Source organism: Thalassoglobus polymorphus, from assembly GCF_007744255.1.
Taxonomy (GTDB): Bacteria; Planctomycetota; Planctomycetia; order Planctomycetales; family Planctomycetaceae; genus Thalassoglobus; species Thalassoglobus polymorphus.
On sequence record NZ_CP036267.1, the window covers coordinates 2,631,068 to 2,650,560 of the forward strand.

The 19,493-nt window shown below is 50.1% G+C and carries 18 protein-coding genes and 1 tRNA gene; 15 read left to right on the plus strand and 4 right to left on the minus strand.

Annotated features, from left to right (window positions below; translation table 11 throughout):
• Window positions 1-35 precede the first annotated feature (35 nt).
• From fliF to Mal48_RS09565, 12 genes are all read left to right on the plus strand, one after another.
• Window positions 36-1,628: a flagellar basal-body MS-ring/collar protein FliF gene (fliF, locus tag Mal48_RS09510; RefSeq protein WP_145198364.1), complete on the plus strand. Its 1,593-nt coding sequence runs from the start codon at window positions 36-38 to the stop codon at window positions 1,626-1,628.
• 206 nt (window positions 1,629-1,834) lie between these two features.
• Entirely contained in the window at window positions 1,835-2,782 is a 948-nt protein-coding gene (locus Mal48_RS09515) for a FliG C-terminal domain-containing protein (protein ID WP_145198366.1), read from the plus strand.
• Entirely contained in the window at window positions 2,779-3,507 is a 729-nt protein-coding gene (locus Mal48_RS09520; RefSeq protein WP_145198368.1) for a FliH/SctL family protein, read from the plus strand. The genes Mal48_RS09515 and Mal48_RS09520 overlap by 4 nt, the downstream gene beginning before the upstream one ends.
• On the plus strand, window positions 3,425-4,789 hold the full coding sequence (locus tag Mal48_RS09525) for a FliI/YscN family ATPase (RefSeq protein WP_197442203.1): 1,365 nt from the start codon (window positions 3,425-3,427) through the stop codon (window positions 4,787-4,789). Before Mal48_RS09520 ends, Mal48_RS09525 begins: the two co-directional genes overlap by 83 nt.
• A 63-nt stretch (window positions 4,790-4,852) precedes the next feature.
• Window positions 4,853-5,401, plus strand: a complete 549-nt coding sequence (locus tag Mal48_RS09530) for a hypothetical protein (protein ID WP_145198370.1) — start codon at window positions 4,853-4,855, stop codon at window positions 5,399-5,401.
• Window positions 5,402-5,494: 93 nt separating this feature from the next.
• Complete coding sequence (locus Mal48_RS09535) at window positions 5,495-6,274, plus strand: MotE family protein (RefSeq protein ID WP_145198372.1); 780 nt, start codon at window positions 5,495-5,497, stop codon at window positions 6,272-6,274.
• Between the two features lie 85 nt (window positions 6,275-6,359).
• Window positions 6,360-6,629 (plus strand): flagellar biosynthetic protein FliQ, encoded by a 270-nt coding sequence (locus Mal48_RS09540; protein ID WP_145198374.1) that lies wholly within the window; start codon window positions 6,360-6,362, stop codon window positions 6,627-6,629.
• A gap of 81 nt (window positions 6,630-6,710) precedes the next feature.
• A complete protein-coding gene (locus Mal48_RS09545; protein ID WP_145198376.1) occupies window positions 6,711-7,466 on the plus strand; it encodes a flagellar biosynthetic protein FliR in 756 nt (251 codons plus the stop codon).
• Between the two features lie 28 nt (window positions 7,467-7,494).
• Window positions 7,495-8,616, plus strand: a complete 1,122-nt coding sequence (locus Mal48_RS09550; RefSeq protein ID WP_145198378.1) for an EscU/YscU/HrcU family type III secretion system export apparatus switch protein — start codon at window positions 7,495-7,497, stop codon at window positions 8,614-8,616.
• Window positions 8,617-8,736: 120 nt separating this feature from the next.
• Window positions 8,737-9,510, plus strand: a complete 774-nt coding sequence (locus Mal48_RS09555) for a motility protein A (protein ID WP_145198381.1) — start codon at window positions 8,737-8,739, stop codon at window positions 9,508-9,510.
• 8 nt (window positions 9,511-9,518) lie between these two features.
• Window positions 9,519-10,157, plus strand: a complete 639-nt coding sequence (locus Mal48_RS09560) for a flagellar motor protein MotB (RefSeq protein WP_145198383.1) — start codon at window positions 9,519-9,521, stop codon at window positions 10,155-10,157.
• Window positions 10,158-10,228: 71 nt separating this feature from the next.
• On the plus strand, window positions 10,229-10,969 hold the full coding sequence (locus Mal48_RS09565; protein ID WP_145198385.1) for a flagellar motor protein MotB: 741 nt from the start codon (window positions 10,229-10,231) through the stop codon (window positions 10,967-10,969).
• Between the two features lies 1 nt (window position 10,970).
• On the opposite strand, the gene Mal48_RS09570 is transcribed toward Mal48_RS09565, so the two are convergent.
• The 3 genes from Mal48_RS09570 to Mal48_RS09580 all read right to left on the minus strand — a co-directional run bounded on the left by Mal48_RS09570 (window position 10,971) and on the right by Mal48_RS09580 (window position 16,543).
• Complete coding sequence (locus Mal48_RS09570; RefSeq protein WP_145198387.1) at window positions 10,971-12,851, minus strand: FAD-dependent oxidoreductase; 1,881 nt, start codon at window positions 12,849-12,851, stop codon at window positions 10,971-10,973.
• Window positions 12,852-13,202: 351 nt separating this feature from the next.
• A complete protein-coding gene (locus Mal48_RS09575) occupies window positions 13,203-14,579 on the minus strand; it encodes a DUF1501 domain-containing protein (protein WP_145198389.1) in 1,377 nt (458 codons plus the stop codon).
• Between the two features lie 176 nt (window positions 14,580-14,755).
• Window positions 14,756-16,543: a hypothetical protein gene (locus tag Mal48_RS09580; protein ID WP_145198391.1), complete on the minus strand. Its 1,788-nt coding sequence runs from the start codon at window positions 16,541-16,543 to the stop codon at window positions 14,756-14,758.
• Window positions 16,544-17,016: 473 nt separating this feature from the next.
• On the opposite strand from Mal48_RS09580, the gene Mal48_RS09585 reads away from it, so the two are divergent.
• From Mal48_RS09585 to Mal48_RS09595, 3 genes are all read left to right on the plus strand, one after another.
• A complete protein-coding gene (locus Mal48_RS09585) occupies window positions 17,017-17,313 on the plus strand; it encodes a hypothetical protein (protein WP_145198393.1) in 297 nt (98 codons plus the stop codon).
• A gap of 137 nt (window positions 17,314-17,450) precedes the next feature.
• Window positions 17,451-17,882, plus strand: coding sequence for a hypothetical protein (locus tag Mal48_RS09590; protein WP_145198395.1), 432 nt, complete (start codon window positions 17,451-17,453; stop codon window positions 17,880-17,882).
• Window positions 17,883-18,103: 221 nt separating this feature from the next.
• Window positions 18,104-18,176: transfer RNA gene (locus tag Mal48_RS09595), tRNA-Phe, on the plus strand.
• Between the two features lie 323 nt (window positions 18,177-18,499).
• On the opposite strand, the gene Mal48_RS09600 is transcribed toward Mal48_RS09595, so the two are convergent.
• Window positions 18,500-19,438 carry a universal stress protein gene (locus Mal48_RS09600; protein ID WP_145198397.1) on the minus strand — a complete coding sequence of 313 codons (939 nt, stop codon included), beginning with the start codon at window positions 19,436-19,438 and terminating at the stop codon, window positions 18,500-18,502.
• Window positions 19,439-19,493: the final 55 nt, after the last annotated feature.

Below are 19,493 nucleotides of genomic sequence, written 5' to 3' on the forward strand. Positions count from 1 at the left end.
GCACTTCACTGAATACTGACTAAGAAAGATTCACCATGAGCTTCCTTTCGGAACTCGTTACACAGCTGAAAGCAATTTGGGGACGTTGGTCGCAAGGACAGCGAGTCACCATTTTGGCAAGTGTGGCATTGTCGATTCTCAGTCTAGTCGGCGTGGGCTACTGGGCGATGACTCCACAATTTGTTGTTCTCGCAGACCGATTATCTCCAACGCAAACTGCAGGCTACGTTAGCGCATTGGAATCTGCAGGGATTGCTTATCAGCTTAACTTCGCTGGCTCTTCCGTTTCGGTTCCTCAGTCTCAACATAGTCAGGCTCGCCTGGAAGTTCGCGATCTGATTGATGTCGAACTTAAAAGTGAGACTGACCTTTCTGGCAGTCTCTGGTCCGATCCGGCAATGAATCAAGTGCGGTTGCTCAGGCAACAGGAGGCACGGTTGGGGCGAACGATTCAGCAAATGAAGCCGGTAAAGATGGCGACCGTTCATTTGACTCAAGGGACGACGTCACCTTTTGTAAGAGATCAGCGCCCCACGAAAGCGAGTGTGACGTTGGAGCTCAAGCCGGGCGTCCCTTTTTCTGGTGGAGATACCGCAGCGATCGTCTCTCTGATCGCACACAGCGTTGAAGGACTGACGCAGGAGAATGTTACGATTCTCTCGACCGACGGTCGTTTACTGTCATCAGCTGGTGGTGTTGACGGTGAAGTGAGTGGGCAGCTCGAATACCGCACGATGTTGGAGTCGAATTTGGCCGCCAAGGCCGAGGCGCTGCTCATTCCACTGCTTGGAATTGGAAATGCGACTGTACGTGTGAGTGCCGAAATTGACTTCACTGAATCCGAGCGAACCCAGAAAACAATCGATCCCGATAGCAAAGCCAAAGTGCGTGAGGAACTCCGCACAGAGACCTTCACGGGCAACGATCCGCTTCCACTTGGACCGCCAGGGACATCTTCAAATGTGACTGTCCCGACGACTGCATCAGCTCGACAGGGGCAACGTGCGTCGGAAGATTTAATGACCGAATACATCAATGGAGAGACTACCGATTTGATCCGAGAGTTTCCCGGGAAAATCCAACGGCTCACGATTGCAGCCGTCGTCCAGATCCCGACAGACACTCCGGAAGAGACAGCGACTGCGAACGGTCTTGCGGCTGCGAATCCAAGTGTGAATCCAGGTGCATCCGCATCGACGAGTTCGCAAGTTACCAAGGCGGAGATTATATCAATCATTCAGAATGCCGTTGGGTATGATGAATTACGCGGAGATCAGATTGACGTTGTTGCAGCAAAGTTTGCAGCGGTCCCGATAGTGGAAACGCCGACTGGTTTCTTTGGGGGCATCACAAATTTTGTTCCGATCCTTAAAGCTGTTTCACTCGGCTTGGCTTCATTGGTTGCGTTGCTTTTAGGCATGTTGATTCTTCGACGGTTACAGCCTGTTGTTGTCGAGAAGCAGTCCTCGGATTTCCTTTCACCTGAAATCGTCGACCGCTTGAATGATTTGTCGGAACGAATGAAAGAGAACCCCGATGTCGTGACAACCGTTCTGGCTTCCTGGCTGAACACAAATGAAAACAAGTCTTCCGAAAATCAAGTGAACGAAAAACGTCGAGCTGCCTGACCTGTTCTGGATCCAGTCCGACGAACTCTGGAATCGCTGCTTTTCTCAACGTCAGAGGGTTGAGCGAGCAATTCAATTCTGCAACAGCAAGGTTTGAGCAGTGACAATAACTCTTCCATAACGGTGTTGAACACGACGCGGTACTCAACGAGATCACCTTACTTCACGCAAGCAAATTATTCTGTCATTCAGCATAAGAGACCATCATGCCAGCTGTTGCAGGAAACGAACGACGAGTTCTCACACTTTTACGTTTGTTGAACGACGACGCCCGAAATTCGGTGTTCGCGTCGTTGCCTGACGAAATTCGAACAGAGCTACAAAACAAAATCCGCACGGAAGCAGGACGTTTTCCATCTCAGAAACGGATTGAAGAGTTGATCGATGAATTTCAACGGCTCTTTCGACTCGCTGAAAAAATCCGTGGCCCCCAACTCAAAATGCATACTCCCGATGAAGACGACTCTGAAGTGGACGAAGAGATCTACTTGCTTACAGGCAAGTCGAATCGAGACCTTGAAAAGATGAATCTGTTCCAACTGGCTGCAGTTCTTGATGAGGAGAGTCCTCGGACGGTTGCCCTTCTATTACAGAATTTATCATCACCGCGTGTTGCAGATTTGTTGAAGCAGATTTCTCCTCAGCAGCGACAAGCGGTCGTCCTCGAGTTAGCTCGCAATCCACAAGCTCCGGAAGTCGTCTTTGAGAAGATCGCTGCCACGACGATCCAAAGAGCGACAAGTTATCCAACACAGAAAAAAGAACTCGTCGATCCAATCCTCCGGATGGCAGATGTCTTTCGTGAAATTGATAAAAACGATCGACGAGAGTTGATCGACTCGCTCCGTGAAGAGAATGAAGAAGTTGCGATGGAACTACAAAAAGCGATGTACCGATTTGAAGACTTACTCGATTTGGAAGATCGGCAGGTTCAAGAAGTCCTTGCCCAGATCGATTCGAATACTCTTCAAGAGGCATTGTTCGAGGCGGAATCAGAACTCGTCGAAAAGATCATGAGCAATCTATCAAGACGTGCGGCCAGTACGCTTCGGGAAGAGCTCGCTTATCAACGTCCGCTTTCTCCAACACAGCAGAAAGCGGCACGCGACAAGATCGCGCAGGCCATCGGGACAGCTGATGAGGAATTGGCATGACCCTACCACAACGGCATCAAGAACGAATTCGTTGGACTCAAAGGCCGACAGAAATTCGCATCAGGCAAAATGCCAGGAAGACTCTGCGGCGAGCTTCGGTCAAGCCCTATGCTCCTGAATCTCCTGCAAGTCCAGAAGTGGCCCTGAGAGCTGAAGTCGAAAGTCCTGCGAAACCAACAGTGCTCCAGCAAGATGAACGTGAGCAATTGGAATTGAAGCAGTGTCGGCAACTGTTGGAAGCGTTCGTTGAGCAAGTCTATGCGTATTCACAAACACGCGAGCAAACACTTTCGGAGATGCAGCAAGTCGCCATCGAACTCGCTGTCGCGGCGGCATCGCATCTGGTGTTCGAGGCCATTGAGGCAAACCAATTCGGAATTGAAGAATTGGTTGACTCTGCGGTGAAACAATTCGAGCAGGACGACCCGATCACTGTTCAGCTGAATCCCGCAGATTACGAACTGCTGATGTCTCGCATGAAAGATTTGGAATTCGATCAACTCGCAACAAACATCACATTTCAGACCAACTCCTCGTTCGAACGAGGATCTTGCGAGGTTCAGTCCTTCAAAAAACAGACTCTCAGGTCGAACATCTCGCAGCGGTTGGCAAACATTCGAAAACACTGGCTGGAAGAACTTGATGACTCTCAGATTGAACGTCGAAAAGCTGAAAATGCAGACGCAACGTTGCGACGTTTTCCAGACCGTCGGGAAACTGCATAGCGTGCGTGATCTCCTCACAGCCAATCTGACGATGGCGTTGGGGGAAATGTGCGAAATCGAAACCGGGTTCGGAGAAAAGGTCCAAGCAGAAGTGATCGCGGCTTATGAAAATCAATCTCAACTCATGACATTCCACCGTTCTCACGGGCTCGCTCCCGGGATGGACGTGGTGGCGCTCAATCGAGTTGTCCAGGTCCCGGTAGGATGGAATTTGTTAGGGAGGGTTCTCAATGGGTTGGGGCAGCCAATCGATGGTCGAGAACCATTGCAAGCGTTCAAACAAAGAATGACTGATTCTCCATCTCCACAGGCCCTTGAGCGTAAAAGAATCACACAGCCATTAGCGACTGGCCAACGAGTCATCGACGGAATGCTGACAATTGGGCGAGGTCAACGAATGGGATTGTTTGCGGGATCAGGTGTCGGAAAAAGTACCCTCTTGGGAGAAATCGCGAAATTTGCAGAATCGGATTCGAATGTCGCGGATCTGAATGTGATTGTGCTCGTTGGGGAACGTGGACGAGAGGTCCGTCCATTTCTTGAAGATTGTCTCGGTCACGAAGGGTTGAAACGGTCGGTCGTTGTGGTGGCGACTTCGGATGAAACGCCGCTGATGAAAATTCAGGCAGTCCGGACCGGACTCACTATTGCAGAAGAGTTTCGTGATCAGGGAGCTGATGTTTTGTTTTTTCTAGACAGCCTGACACGCTTCGCGACTGCACAAAAAGAGATCGGGCTCGCTCGCGGAGAAGCTCCCGGGCAACGCGGGTATCCGAGTTCAGTGTTGTCGACTCTCGCTGTCACGCTCGAACGTTTGGGGAACGGTCAAACAGGTTCAATTACCGGGTTGATCACAGTGCTGGTCGATGGCGATGATCTTGATGAACCGATTTCAGATGCTGCACGTTCGATTCTCGATGGTCACCTGGTTCTGGATCGCCTGTTGGCACAGAAAGGGTGCTTCCCCGCAGTCAATGTCCTCAAGAGTCTCAGCCGTCTGTTCCGTGAAGTGACGTCACCACAGCAACAAGTTGCAGCTCACAGCATTCGGGAATGTTTGGCGACATACGAAGAGGTTGCAGAACTGATTCAGGTCGGACTGTATCAACCTGGTACATCGGCCGCTGTAGACAATGCCATTCACAGGCTCCCCGCAATTCATAAGTTTCTGCATCAGCGAATCGGAGAAACCAGTCAGCTGAACCAGACTGCCCACGACATGGCTCACCTCGTCAACCTGTCCAGCGACAGCGGATCAACGTTAAAGAGTGCTGTGAATTGAATGTGTCGTTCAAATTGACAACGCACGCGGCTCAAAGATCCGCTTTGTTGGTGAATGTTCAAAATGAAGAAATCCTCCACAGCGAACTATGAAAAAATCCTGAAAGTCATCTCGCATCGGGTCCAATCGATGGCCATGGAACTTGTCGAGTTGGAAGCGAAAAGGCGTCAGTGTCAATTGCAAATATCCCAAATGGATACAGCGATCCAGGAGATTCAAACCAGTCTCTTGAATCCAGATCAACTGAGAAGATTCCGTACTAACGATGCAAGCAGTTCAGTCATGGGAGTTGTTCATGTCAATCGAAATGAATGTGATCGACTCTCCGAGCAAATTCAGGGGCTCAGCCAAAAGCGACTGGATCTTGAAGATGAAATCCAAGCTCTGAGGGCGCAATACAAACAAGAGTATGCCCGTGAACAAGCTCTACAAAAACTCCTCGACCGTCGACGCAGCGAATCTCGACTTGAGCGAATGAAGCGTGATCAACTTCAACTTGAAGAGAGCTCAGCCCAGAAAAACATTCGTTCGGCAGATGTCGAATTCGTCGATGCAAATTTGAAAAGTGATTGTCACTCAAGTGGCGAACAGTCAACTCAATACAAACGTTGAGTTGCTTACAAAGATTTATCCAGATCCAGTTCTGGAGATTTTGGATTCGTACTCGAACACTCATTCTCATCCTTGGAACGAAAGCACAAAGCTGTGAAATCTGTTGTCATTCTCACTCTTACGATTGCGGTCTTTGCAGGCAGCGTTTTCGGTTCACTGTGGTTGAAAACGAACTACCTGGCTGAGGCAAGCGACATCGAAGCGGATAGCCCTCCAGGAAGTGAAGGGAACGGAACTCAAGTGACAGGACGTGCTCCACAGGGAAGTGCGTCCAGGGATTCCGCAAAGGGGAACTTGTCGATTCGCCCTCAAGAACTTTCCGTGGAAGAGATGGTTCGGTTGGGGATGGACCTTAAACGTCGTGAGAAACGACTTAAGGATGATGCCGAAAAGCTCCGGCAGCAAGAAATTCATCAACAAATTGCCTTGGCTGACATCCAGCAAGAGCAAGGAGCGATTGAGGCACAACAAACGCAAGTGAAGAGTGAACTTGCCAAAGCGGAAATTTTGGTTGACCGCTTAATTCAAGCAAGGCAAGCGGTGATTGATGAGCGAACAGCCGCCGAGGAAAAACTCAAGAAGATGGAAGAAGTCCAAATCGAAGTCGATGAGCAACATACGACAAATACGAAAAAACTTGCTCAGTGGATTCAAAGTATGGACGAAGTCAAAGCGGCGGAGGTGCTGCGTGAAATGGCGAACGATGGAAAGATGCCCATTGCTGTGGAGATTCTCTCTCATCTAGAAGAACGGGAAGCGGCAAAAATCTTATCGAGTCTTGATGATGCCAAACTTGTTCAGGATTTGGTCAGCGAGTTTCGTAATCTGAAGTCACCTAAAGAGTCGAAACGAGCAAGACGGACGCTGCGTTAAATCAGTGAATTCAGTCGTTCAATCCCCTGCCCTGAAACATGTGCGAAGCGTTCAAAATTCTCAATGAGATGAGCGAAGGAATGTCATGGTCTCTTCTGAAGTCGTTTTGATTGGTCGTGATCTACTGCTGACAGCGCTGCTGCTGTCGCTTCCGGCTGTCGTAGTCAGTTTGTTGGTCGGGGGAGTCATCAGTGTGTTTCAGACTGTCACCAGTATTCAGGAACAAACGCTCACTTTTGCTCCGAGAATTGTTGCTGTCGCGTTGGTCCTGATGGGAACTCTTCCTTGGAGTTTGAAAGTTGCGATGGCGTTTACTTCCCGAATGATGCTCCGCATGATCGAAGCCACGCAATAACAGAACCAGCACAACAGTCGAAACGGAATTGTGAATGCGGTTGACTGGCGGGAGAGCCAGTACGAGGGATGAGGTGACTGAATGATTGAACTTGTTCTCGAAGCAACATTTCTGTTGTTCGTCCGCGTCTCTGCATTCGTGGCTTTTTTGCCGTTGTTTGGTGGAACCCGAGTTCCGAGGACCGTCAAGGTCGGCTTGGCTGTGACTCTTACCGTTGTGTGGTTCTCCCAATTCGTTCCAGGAATGACTCTTGCGATGTCTCAATATGGCGAGCGGTCCTGGTTGCTTTTTGCCTGGATGATCGGACGCGAAGCGACACTTGGAGCCGCGATGGGTTGGCTGATGGGAATGGTGTTCATTCCCATTCGAATTTCTGGAGCTTTCATTGCTCAGGAAATGGGGCTGACGATCGCGACACTGACATCCGCGTCTGGGGATGGGAGTAGCAACGTCCTCTCGGAAATCCTTGATGCTCTGGCCGTTTTGATCTTCTTTTCATTCGATGGGCACCATCTGTTTTTTCGCATTTTCGATGCCAGTTTTCAATTGTTTCCGGTGGGGCATCAGTGGGCTTCCGTGAGTGGAGAGTGGGTCATGAGAACCATCGCGGACACGACTGGGGTCGGTGTGAATCTGGCAGCTCCCGTGGTCATGCTGATGTTCGGGACGACAGTCAGTTTGCTTTTTATTATGCGGCAAACACCGCAGTTTAACCTGTTCAATTTTGGAATGCCTGTGCGGCTGTTGGCTGGGCTGCTTGCATTGTTCCTTTTTATTCCGGACCTCATTTTGCGCATGCCTGTTCTCGTTGAACGTTGGCTGATGCAGCTATCCTGAATCCAGATGATGATCCCCGAGCTTGACGATGTCTGAAACACAAGATCAAAACAAGACTGAAGAAGCGACTCCTCGCAAACGCGAACATGCGCGTGAGGAAGGTCAGGTCGTCTTTAGCCCTGATCTTTCAGCTGGTGTGATGTTGTGTACTGTCAGCCTGTTTGTGTTTTTGTTTTGGGAAGCCGCTCTGGATCTTTTTTCATTTCCGTTGACCGAAGCCTTCAGTGGGCTGCGGCTTCGTGAATGGGAGACGGTTGAAACAATTCTTGCTGGGAAGTGGTTGCTCTCCCGAATTCTGATTTGCTCTGGAGTCGTGTTCACATTGACAACCGGCACGGCACTGCTGGCATCGCAACTCCAGTCGGGGCCAACGATGACCTTTCAGCCTTTGGCTCCGAAGTGGGACAAAATCTCTCCAGCATCGGGGTGGAGTCGCTTACTGTCGCTGGACAGTCTGTTTCGCGGGGGACTATCAATCTTGAAACTTCTGAGCTCGATAGGAATAAGTCTTCTGTTGTTTTCGATTGCGATTCATGAGTTCCGTGCACAGACGGCAGGACTGACCTCGATGAACGGTGGAACTGGTCCAGGTGTGATTGGCGCAGGCCCAGCCGGACCAGTTCTTGTAGAGCAAGTTCTGATACACCGTCTCTTGCTTTCACTTTCAGGCATCACACTTCTCTGGGGCATCGTCGATTTTGCGATGCGGCGGTTTCGACATGAGCAGAAATTGAAGATGTCCAAACAGGAAGTCAAAGACGAGCAAAAAGAAGATCAGGTTGATCCTCAGATTCGCAACAAAATGAGACGCGCTCAGCAGGAAGCCGCCAAGCGTCGAACGTTGCAGGAAGTTCCTCAGGCGACAATGGTCATCACCAACCCAACACATTACGCGGTCGCCTTGAAATACCAGGCCGGAACGATGGGGGCCCCTGTGATTGTGGCCAAAGGAACCGATGCCTTCGCCAGGAGGATTGCGGAGATCGCCAGAGAAAACGGCGTTCCCGTTTTTGAGCGAAAACCTCTTACGCGAGCATTGTTTGCACTGGCTGATGTCGGCGATGAAATCCCCATGGAATACTACCGGGCGATTGCAGAACTCCTGGCACACGTTTACCGCATTAAAGGGAAGATGAGTGCTGCATCGTAGAGCATCTTTCGAATTGGCGTTCGAGTTCGAGAAGTATTCGAGTTCGACATGGGCAACACGACCGAGCAATTTGCTCAAAACATTGAAACAGAAATCATTCAAGACTGATAAAGGTGCGAAATGGATATCGCGACAATCATTGGCCTGCTGGCAGGCACAGCCCTGGTCCTGGGGTCGATTCTACTGGGCGGTTCGATATTGCCGTTCATCAACATTCCGTCACTGATGATTACTGTCGGCGGTTCCGTCTCAGCTCTGTTGATCAACTTTTCCTTAGCGAGAGTCTTAAGCGTTCTTTCAGTTCTGAAGAACTGCTTCTTTGTTAAGCTTCCAGATGCAAACGACGTCATCGAACAGTTCACCGAATATGCAAAGGTTGCCCGTCGAGACGGTTTGCTGGCGCTTGAGAAAAAACTGGATGAGATTGACGACCAGTTTTTGAAACGGGGACTCGAACTTGTGGTCGGTGGGAGTTCACGCGAAGAACTCGCTTCGATGATCGAGACAGAAATAGTCTATATCGAACATCGACACGAAAACGGCAAGAAAATTCTCGATTCAATGGCGGCAGCGGCTCCTGCCTTCGGGATGATTGGGACACTTATCGGCCTCGTCCAGATGTTGAGAACGCTTGACGACCCCAGTCAAATCGGTGTTGGCATGGCGACGGCATTGCTGACAACACTCTACGGCGCAGTGATTGCGAATTTGTTTTGCATCCCGTTAGCAGGGAAACTCGAAATGCGCAGCCAGCAGGAAATCATGATCCGGGAATTAATGATGTCCGGTCTGGGGTCGCTTGTCGATGGACACGCCCCACCGGTTGTGACTGAACGCCTGTGTGCGTTCCTCTCGACTTCAAGTCGACCTGAATCGTCAGTCCAGGCAGCCTGAGGTGCACGATGAGACGATCTAAAAAATCAGCCACCAAGAACGGCGAAATTCCACGTTGGTTTGTGACTTACAGCGACGTGATCACCCTGCTGATGACGTTCTTTATCTTGTTGCTCACTTTTTCGAGCAGCGAGCCCGAAGGGTTCGAACTCATGCAGGAATCGCTTTTCGGCTCTGGCGGGAGTGCGAGTAACGTCGGAGTGAAAGTCAAAGATGCGGAGAAGGAGACTCTTGTCGTTCGATTTAAACCTCCGTCGAGTCGCATGACTTCGCGAGGGAGCGAAATCCCTCCGATGTACACAGATCCTGTTACCGAAGCAGCATCGAAAGGGTTATCTGCTCTCGAAGAGAACAATGACCTGGCAAACTTCGAACGGTTCTCGCTCGATGTCTCAATTCATCTTTTCACAACTTTGAACGGGGAGCCGACCGAAGTTGCATTGCGTCAACTGAGTCTCTTGGCGAACCAAATGAAGCGGCTGCCTCTCGAACTGACAATGAGTGTAGATTCCCCTGAACATTTGACAAATGTTGCTCAACTTGCAGAGCTGTTGACCTCTCGATTTGACGTCCCGCCAGGTCGGATCGGGATTGCGATTGGTGATGCTCCTAAAGGGCTTCAATTGTCATTACGTCTTGAGCAGTAATTTTGACTGGAAATTTCTGGCGCACTTCTAATTTCTTCAACCAAATTCTTTCTTCAACCAAAACCGGAACGATGGCAACTCGCAAAAAGAGAGCGTCCGCTGGGCCAAACAACTCATATATGATTTCGTTTGGCGACACGATGACGGCCTTGCTGGCGTTTTTCATTGTGTTGAACTCACTTGCTTCAGAGCAGACTGGAGCCAACTTGTATTCAGGAACTGGCTCGTTTATCCAGGCGACCAATTCACTCGGGGTCCCCGGAATTTTTCCGTCTGGAAGAAGCCAACATTCAATTCAACTGAATCATTCCAGCCCACACTACCGAGTTGCTGATGAGACTGACGACGTCAAGACTGGCCATGGCCCGGATGAGGTCGCTGATCGACTGCATGTTCGTGATCGGGAACAGGACGACTTCGAACGAATGCTTAATGAACTCGAACGGCTGCATGCCGCCTCCACTTCTGAAGATGTTGCGGGGGAGGTTACGTTTGATCGTTACCAGCCTCTTCCCAAAACATCACAGCATCTTGACGAAGGACTCAAACAACTACTCGTGGAACTTCGTCCTTTCCTGAACCGGTCAGGATCAGAAGCGGAAATTCTCGTTTGGACACCAACTCCCTCTGTCTCTGCCTGGAAACGTTCGGCTCAAATTGCTTCGGAAATTCAAGCTCAGGCCGTTTCGTATTTACAGCTGAACAATCAAATGGCTTCGCGTCTGAAGAGTTCCAGCTGGCAGTGGAGTTCTCCTGACCTCGAACGTCCGGTCCTCTCTATCGTGATTCGAAGGACAGGTGATTCCCGATGAATCAGGAGAGCAACCGAACCTCCATGATCCGTGCATGAGAAAGTCCATTCGTTCCTGTCACTTCGATTCGTAACGAGTTCGTTTGAAATGAGGACTCGATCAGGTGTTTACGTAGACGTTGATAATTCCCCGTCACCAGAACCTCTGTCACCCATTCACCCTTTCTCTTTACTTTGATTTCGTAATCACTAACGGTCTCCGGTTGCGGGCGGCCCCAGATCATTTTTGAGGTGTATCCATCGTGGTGGCTGAGAGTGAGATGGCGATGAAGTCCTGTGTCGAACACCAGTTGTATTTCGGTGATGCAGACTGGCTGATCCCATTCGAACTGCAACCAGGCTGGAAGTCCTTTCTCAGGATCTGACATCCAGCGGTGCGACCCCGCATTCGCTCGTGAGGGTGGAGCTCCGCTGGGGCCATGAACTGAACGTGTTTGACCGGAGATGACATTGTTCGCCAGACCTTCCGGCAGCTCACTTGATGCCGTAATTGTGGCGGATTTTGCCAAGTCTTTTGGGGCACGATTTGTTTGACCAATCAGAAACGCATCGTCCTGATGCAATGTCTGCTGAATCGTATGGATCGCGGTTTGACTGTGAGCAAGGACATTTGGGGAAAGATTATGCTCCTGAGCAAATGCGGCAGCGGTCCCGACTCCTTGTCCAATTGCAGCACACGTTGCCATCACGCGGGTTGAAGAAAAACCGACGTGCGTGGCTGAGATATTTCGGCCAGCAAACATCAGGTTTTCGGTGTCCTGAGCAATGCAGCATCGTAATGGGATGTCATATAGATATGGGACTCGCGTTTGCGTGCAGGGAGCTTTCTCCGGGGCGTCGACACCTTCGGGGGGATGCAGATCGAGCGACCATCCGCCGTACGCGATGGCATCCGCGAACTGACGCGAGGAAAGAATGTCGGATTGAGTGAGAAGATGTTGTCCAATGAAGCGTCGGCTCTCTCGTTTTCCGGGGAGAAAGCCGATCCAGTCTAAAGCCCAATTGGCAGCTTCAAATGGATCATCATTGGACTTCGATTCAGCAGGACCGTTCTTAACGTGATCCCAGATTCCAAGTGCAATGGCGAGCAGCTCATCGCGAATCGTTTCGTTGTCTTTGATTGTATCGAGCGTCCCGCCCCACTCTGCCCACCAGTATCCATACTCATGAGTCGGCTCTTCCTCTCCCGGGACCGAGTACAACCGGAGTTTCAAATCTTGCTTTGAGAATTTCCTGGCCCACGTCGGCGCCCGATACGGCATCGGATTCGGATGTTTTCTGGCCTGCAACAAGATTGTTGATCCCAATCGCTGTGAATCCGCAACCTCAACCGCAAGTGATTCCGCATAGGCCTCCCGATCTTCCCGACCTTCCAGAAATGCGGCGCCCGCCTCAACGCCAAGTCGTCCGTCACCGGTGCAATCAATGAAGATCTCAGCTGCGATCTGAAAGCGGTCTTCGGTACTTTGCCGTTCTGCAATGGCATGCCTGATTCGATTGTCTTCGACCACGGCGCCTGTCACCGTTGTGTTGAGCATTAGAGTCAGGTTAGGCTCATTTCGGCACAAGTCGTACAGAATCAAATCAAAGATGGCGGCCGACCGTTGTGGATTGCGAACGCAGTTTTCCAGTCGGATTTCTTCAATGATTCCGCCCTCACGAGCTTCTGTTTCCAGTTCAGCTCCACGGTCAAAAGACCCTGTCCCATTTGCACCTACAACGTGCATACGGACTTCGCTGGAAGCATTTCCACCGAGAACGGATCGATCCTGACAGAGGATCACTTTGGCTCCATTGCGAGCAGCAGCGAGGGCGCAGGGAACTCCGGCTGGGCCTCCACCGGCGACAAGTATGTCGCAAGAAAGCGAATGATTTTGAAGCAACTGACTGACTTTCTAGAGCATCTTTCGAGTTGGTTTTCAGGTTCTGCCTCGTGGCGAACAGCAATTTCATTAGGGAAATGAGTTTTTCACGGGCACTCGGCAGAGCAAACTGCTCTATTTATCGACTTTTCGTACCGAGACGGCATTGTCGCTAAAGAGAAGGTCCTTGACCAGACTCTGTTCAGAAAGAGCCTGGCTTCGAAAGTAGTGTGAGTTTTCAGAGTTCATTGACACAAGGTTTAGTGATACCGAAAGCTTTACGGTATCACTTCACAAAAATTGAGGACAAGGAGCAGCTCCAGTCCAACGCCTCATTTGATCACCGCATCCGATAAGCCGCTCATTGGTTCGTTATGCGATGAGTTCCTCGATGACTGCACCATGATCAACAGCGGGGATTGGACGACCAGCGTGATTCAGGAAGTTCAGAGTTGGGTCGACCCCGAGTTGTCGCAAGATCGTGTGATGCAAATCTCCGGGACGAACAGGTCGTTCGGTCGGATGTTCGCCACGTTTGTTCGTCGCTCCAACAACGGTTCCCCCTTTGAGGCCTCCCCCTGCCATCAATACGGAAAGAGCATTGCCCCAGTGATCGCGTCCGGGTGTTCCTTTACTCATAGGAGCCCCGCCGTTTCCTCCATTGTTCATTTTCGGCGTACGACCAAATTCACCGCAGACAACGACCATTACTTTCTCATCAAGACCTCGTTCCTTGAGATCATTGAGTAAACCGCTGACTGCAAGATCCACTTTCGGAAGATAGGTTTCCATTCGAGCTTGATGATCCCAGTGAGAATCCCAGCCACCAAAGTGACACGTCACAATTGTCGAGCCAGCCTCGACAAGGCGGCGGGCTAAGAGCACGCTTTGGCCCCAACTGTTGCGGCCGTAACGATCTCTATTCTCAGGCGTCTCCTGCTGAATGTCGAATGCATCACGTGCCCGGGCTCCAGTAACGAGCTCGTACGCTTCCTGCTCAAATTGATCCGTCGTCTGCATCGCTTTCGACTTATCCATGAGCCGTCGCACTTCATCGAAGTGGACCGTCAATGATCGTCTCTCTGTAAGACGATCCAGGTTGAGCCCTTTTGCAAGATTCAGGTTCTGAACTTTGAAGTTGTCGTTATTGGGATCGCCAACCGTTTCGAAGGGATTGTTTTCAACGCCTAAATAATGCCCTCCAAAATAACCCGGACGAATACCGATACTCATCGAGTATGGGACTCCGACGAATGCTGGCATCCCGGCAACACGTGGACCGAGAACTTTCGTAGCGACGGCCCCAAAGAATGGGTACTTCTGAGCTTTCATGGCCCCGTTCACACCGCCGCGCCCCGTCAACATCCAGTGGCCCGCGGTGAAGTGGTCTCCGGCATTGTGATGGACCGATCGAACGAGCGAATAGCGATCCGCCAGTTTCGCTTGAAGTGGGAAGAGTTCCGTAATGTCGATTCCCGGAACATTTGTTGGGATGTGATTCCAGATCCCACGATACTCCGACGGAGCGTCCGGCTTGGGATCATAGGTGTCCATGTGACTCGGGCCACCATCCAGCCAGATGAGAATCAGCGAGGTCTCGGCCTGAGACGAACTCCCTGCCTGAGCCTTTGCTCGCAGGATGTCGCTCATCCCGAGCGATCCCATCCCTGCCATACCGATCTGCAAAAACGACCGGCGCGAAACCCCGTCGCAATACCGTCCAGTTGAACCCAATGATAGTCGAAACATGCTCTTCTCGGATTAGGATGAATGATCAGCGACAGTTTATGTGTCGGCGATGCCCGTCGTCAATATGAAGGCCAAAGTGATGACGAGCAGGTTTCGCTACTTCTTCTGAAATGCGCTCCCTCAAAGTCTAATGCAAACTCTCAGTCCAAGGTTCCCGGATTGAATTTCAGAGCTGATTACTCGTCGGTTTGGTATGCAGCACACTCTTTGATTCTACCATCGATCTCGTCGAGCAGTTCTTGATAGCCATCTCCCCCTACCCCGCCATACTCGGCCTGAAACTCTTGATCGCTCAAACCTTCAGGGAGATCTGCGCCGTCAGGAATATAGTCTGATTCCTGAAAACCAGAGTTGAGATGGTTTTGAAGTTCGATTGCGTTGGCTTTGGAGCTTGTTGCTTGGAAAGCGAACATGGTTCCCGCTCTGTCTGCAAGCAGGTCTCCGAAGGAAAATCCACTCCCACCGTTCGCGTCCAGTTCTTCCTTTAAAATGCCAATGTCCATACTGATTGAAGAATTCGACAACACCTGCAAAGCAGCACTTACGGTAAAGTGTTGAGTCCAGTCTTGGCGATCTCGCAATTTAATTTTGCGGAATTTCTTCAGTTGCTCGTTTGAAATGACCGGAACATTTTCTCCCAGGAACAATCGTAGTTTTCGATGTCCGAGCGCATAACCTAATGCCAGAATCGCAGCGCGGTTCTCCTTGACCGGATCTCCGTCCACCGATCTCTTTCTGGCTTCAGAAAAAACTTCCACAAAACAATCACCAAAAGTGAGTTGGGGGCGATTCTCGGACAAGCCTATCAACGTATTGACGTAAATGGTGATTGTCGGTTCGAGATCCTCGATCAGGCCAAACTCAAGCATTGCCTGACGCAGATTTTCTCGATTCACATTCAGCTGTGAGTAAGTCACCGTGGCGAGGCCATCGTCAATTTTAATTTTCTTGAGCGAATGCAAAAAACGATCTGCTGTGGGAGAGTTCCACTGATTATTGAAAAGAATCGGTCCACAGAATTTCAGGAAACCGGGAGGAATGCTGAGGTTCCCGATGACAAACGTCTTCGGACGATAACCGAGAACTCCCTGGTGAGTTGTCACTTCCCCTGCCGTCGTCAAGTTGAGGCGAGAAGAGGTGAACTGATTCTCCGGGAGTTGCAACGAAACTTGTAGCTCCGGGAGATTTTTCTTGAGGGTCAGTTTTTCTTGATGATCTCCGGGGAATACCGAAAGCCCCCAGCTGAGAAGTTGATTCAACTCAGTTTCGGTCAGGCTCAGCTTTCTGGTTTCTTCTGATTGCAACTTTCGAGGATCGTGCTCTTTAAATATTTTGACAAGATTCCGACGATCGTCGCTCGCCACTTTCGTCTCTGCAATTTCAAGCGGATTCCCAGAAAACGCAAGCTGAGCCATGAAGTAAGTGCCGCCGATGAAGACAACACCTATAAAACAGGTCTGGAACAGGAACCATCCTAGTAAACTCCGCGACCGCATCCATGTTGTGCCAAGCCAACTCCCACTCAGACTTGCGACGATCAGTGCAAGAACGACCACGAAAGAAGGAATCACAATCGGCAGCCTGTGCTTTCCGATCGTGAACAAAGTCGTCAAGCTAAAGGCGAGTATGAAAGCTGTGAACCAGGAGGCCAGAAAGCGAGGCCACGAGGTGACGAGAATTCCGGGAGAGAAAGCTGCCCCAATCAGAAATGAGAGAACCGTTAGAAGAGAGAGCTCAAGCAGACTGTTCGCTGCCGAGATGAAAATTGTCTTGAACGGATCTTTGGGAGCTTGATCGATCAGCGATGGGAGAATGCTCGCGGATTCCACTGCATTCCAATATGCCAGACAGGCGAGCGCGACGACTTCGACGATCAATAGGATGCGCACAAAACCACGCCAACGCAGAAAGCGGTCCTGCCTATGTTGGCTGCTCGCTGGGTCTTCAACTTCCTTGGTCGACATGTGCTGGTCTCTCACTGAAGTTTCGTCGGTCGTGAAAATGCAGGTTTCGACATTGATCTCTTTCGATAAAATGAATCGAGAATGAAGATCCAGAGTCACGAGGTATTTGATTTGAAATTCTGAGCGAAGAGCGATCTTAACACTTTTGGGAAGCTTGAGTCAGTTACGACCTTCATAGTGATCAGGGTAAGAACAGCTCGGTCGAGTTTTGCCTGCCATCCATTGAGCATTCATGTATGCACGATGACGTGAAATCAAAGCCAGTTCAAACTGCTGTCTCTATTTGACGGACCATGCAGCCTGTCTTAGAGCATCTTTCGAATAGGTTTGCAGGCTCTGCCTCGTGGCGAACAGCATTTTTACTAGAGCAATGCGTTCCTCACGGGCGCACGGTAGAGCAAACGGCTCTGGACACATTTTTCTTCATCCGTTAATGAATCAATGCAAATCGCAACGACCATAGGGATGAACGGATGGCCATTCTCAAGAATGCAGTCGTACTTCTATTACTGTTTAAGCTGACGGGTTGCACTCTCCTTGAGCATGGGCAGCAGGCCGGGGAAGCGAAGCCATATTCAGCCACACTTGAATGTGCAGAAGTTGCCTGGGACGTTGGTGCGATGAGGTACAAGAAATACTCCGATGAGTGCCCAGCTCTCATTGGATGGTTTTCTCTGTGTGGTCTACCACTTGTTGCCCTAGCAGATACTGCGGTTCTTCCGGTAAGAGCATTTCAGGCGAAACAGGCAGAAAAACAAGACTGCCTCTAAAAAATTGCTTCCCGAGACAGTCGCATTTTTACAAACTCTGAGTTGCTTCTAACGAGATCCACAGATTCGAGGTTGTAACAACTCATCAGATTCACAAGATTGCAGACTCTTGAATTACGATCAGTGGAGCATATTTGATGCGATTTCTTTGTGGAATCTTGAGCACAGTTTGGGCAATTTCAGCTTTGGGATGCTCTGCATTAATTGCAAACGCTGGAATCGATCTTGAGCAGATAGACACGCGGGAACTTATCGTTCAGGAATTTGGTCAGCCACTTTCTGTCCATTATACTGAAGACGGAACTATCGAGAGTTTCCATACGAGGCGAAAAATTGCGGAGCCTTTGAAAGCCGCGGGTTATTGCATGGAGTTCGGAATGCTGCTCGGAGTCTATGAACCTAAAAGTACTGCGGTCGAGGTAGGTCTATTCACCTGGAACTCTGTCATTGGTCGAGACTTTAGAATTCTATTTGACCAAAGCGGAAATGCCGTTCGATATGAACTCTACTTCGACGATGACGATCTTCCTGTTTCACAGCTTGAAACACAGAATGTGACAGACGAATAGAAATAAAGTTTTGAGTTGCATAAGCCGGACTTCAGTAATAACTGATCACGTGCGTGATCTTTCCTGATTCTGTAAATCGGTAAATACGGCCAGATGAAGAAACGGTGAAAATATCTTTTGCTTTGAAAGTTGACACAGCGAACTTCAGTCGCAATCATGTGTCCCGCCTGAGGGAGCATGTCACTTTCTTTCGACGTAACTCCTTCAGCAGAAGTCTCAACGGTCGGGTAGCTCAGTTGGTAGAGCACAGGATTGAAAATCCTGGTGTCGGCGGTTCAAACCCGCCCCCGACCACTTTTCAACTCCATGCTGCCAAATCGGTGGCATGGAGTTTTTTTGTTTCTTTCGAATTGCTTTGTGAGAGTTTGCAGCAAGAAACGCTCACGCCACTTCCATGGAATTTTTAATGAACATCGCGTGCTCTCTTGCGGATTTGAGCGAATCATCACAAAAAGCACTTTTTACAGATCTCGGCAATGCGAAGAGGCCTCGCAAAAGGCTGTTCTTAGAGTAGTCTGCTCTACCGAGTGCCCGTGAAGAACCCGTTTCTTTGAAAAAAATGCTGTTCGTCACGAGGCAGAAAGCTGAATTGAATTTTCGAACTCGCTTCATCCGAATCAGTCGACCTTCACCGGTGAGACGAAGTCGTCTGGCTTAATCGCGAGAAGTGAGCATTGCAGGCCGTAAAGCAGGCGTTCGGCGGTATTTCCGATAAGGAATCCAGGCACCCCTCCCCGTCCGATTGTTCCCATGACCAACAGGTCGGCATGATTTTCGACAACGACTTGTTCCACGACAGTATCTGCCGGGCCGCCCTGGACAACAATTTGTGTTCCTTGCTGAATTGTTCGATAGTCCGTCATTGAAAGCCGCTCGAAGACCTCTCTTTCTGCATCTGTTTGGATTTTGAGTCGGTACTTGTCGAGATCTTCTTCCGAGCATTCCGTTCGTATCATCGCCCCTTCGTGCGGGTAACTCACTGCGCTCACAATCAGAAGTCGTGCATCAATAAATTGTGCAGTGGAAACGGCTGTGTGCAGGACTTTTTCACCGACCGGCGAGAGATCATCAGCAGCCACGATTGTGGTCGCTGATTCTGGATCGACATCGGGACGAGTCACCCAAACGGGGCAAGGACACTTTCGCAACAACTTGACAGCAGTACTTCCGTAGAGCATCCGTGTCGTCGCAGACTTTTCGCGAGTTCCGACAATAATCAGGTCGAAGTCTTCACGAATGACTTCGCGAGTCAGTTCTTGCCAGCCCCGTCCATAGACAATTTTTGAGCTGACTTCGACGCCTGCACTGCGCCCTTTCTCGATGAATGTCTCGATTTGTTCGGAAATGAGTTTCTGATATTCTGTGCCGGCAGATGACTCAAGTTTATCCTTTGATGATGGTGCCGGTCCGCGCAGAACGGACATGAGCGTAAGCTTTGCCCCTGCCTTCTCAGCGAGCCACAACGATTTCTCAATTGCCCGACGTGTCGGGAGTGGAAGCTCTCCAGTCGTGCGGTGAAAATCAACGCCAACGAGTATGCGACTCAATGTATGCATGGGATCTTCCTCAACAGTTCAGTCAATTAGAGAAGCATCGCGAAATCAGTCCAAA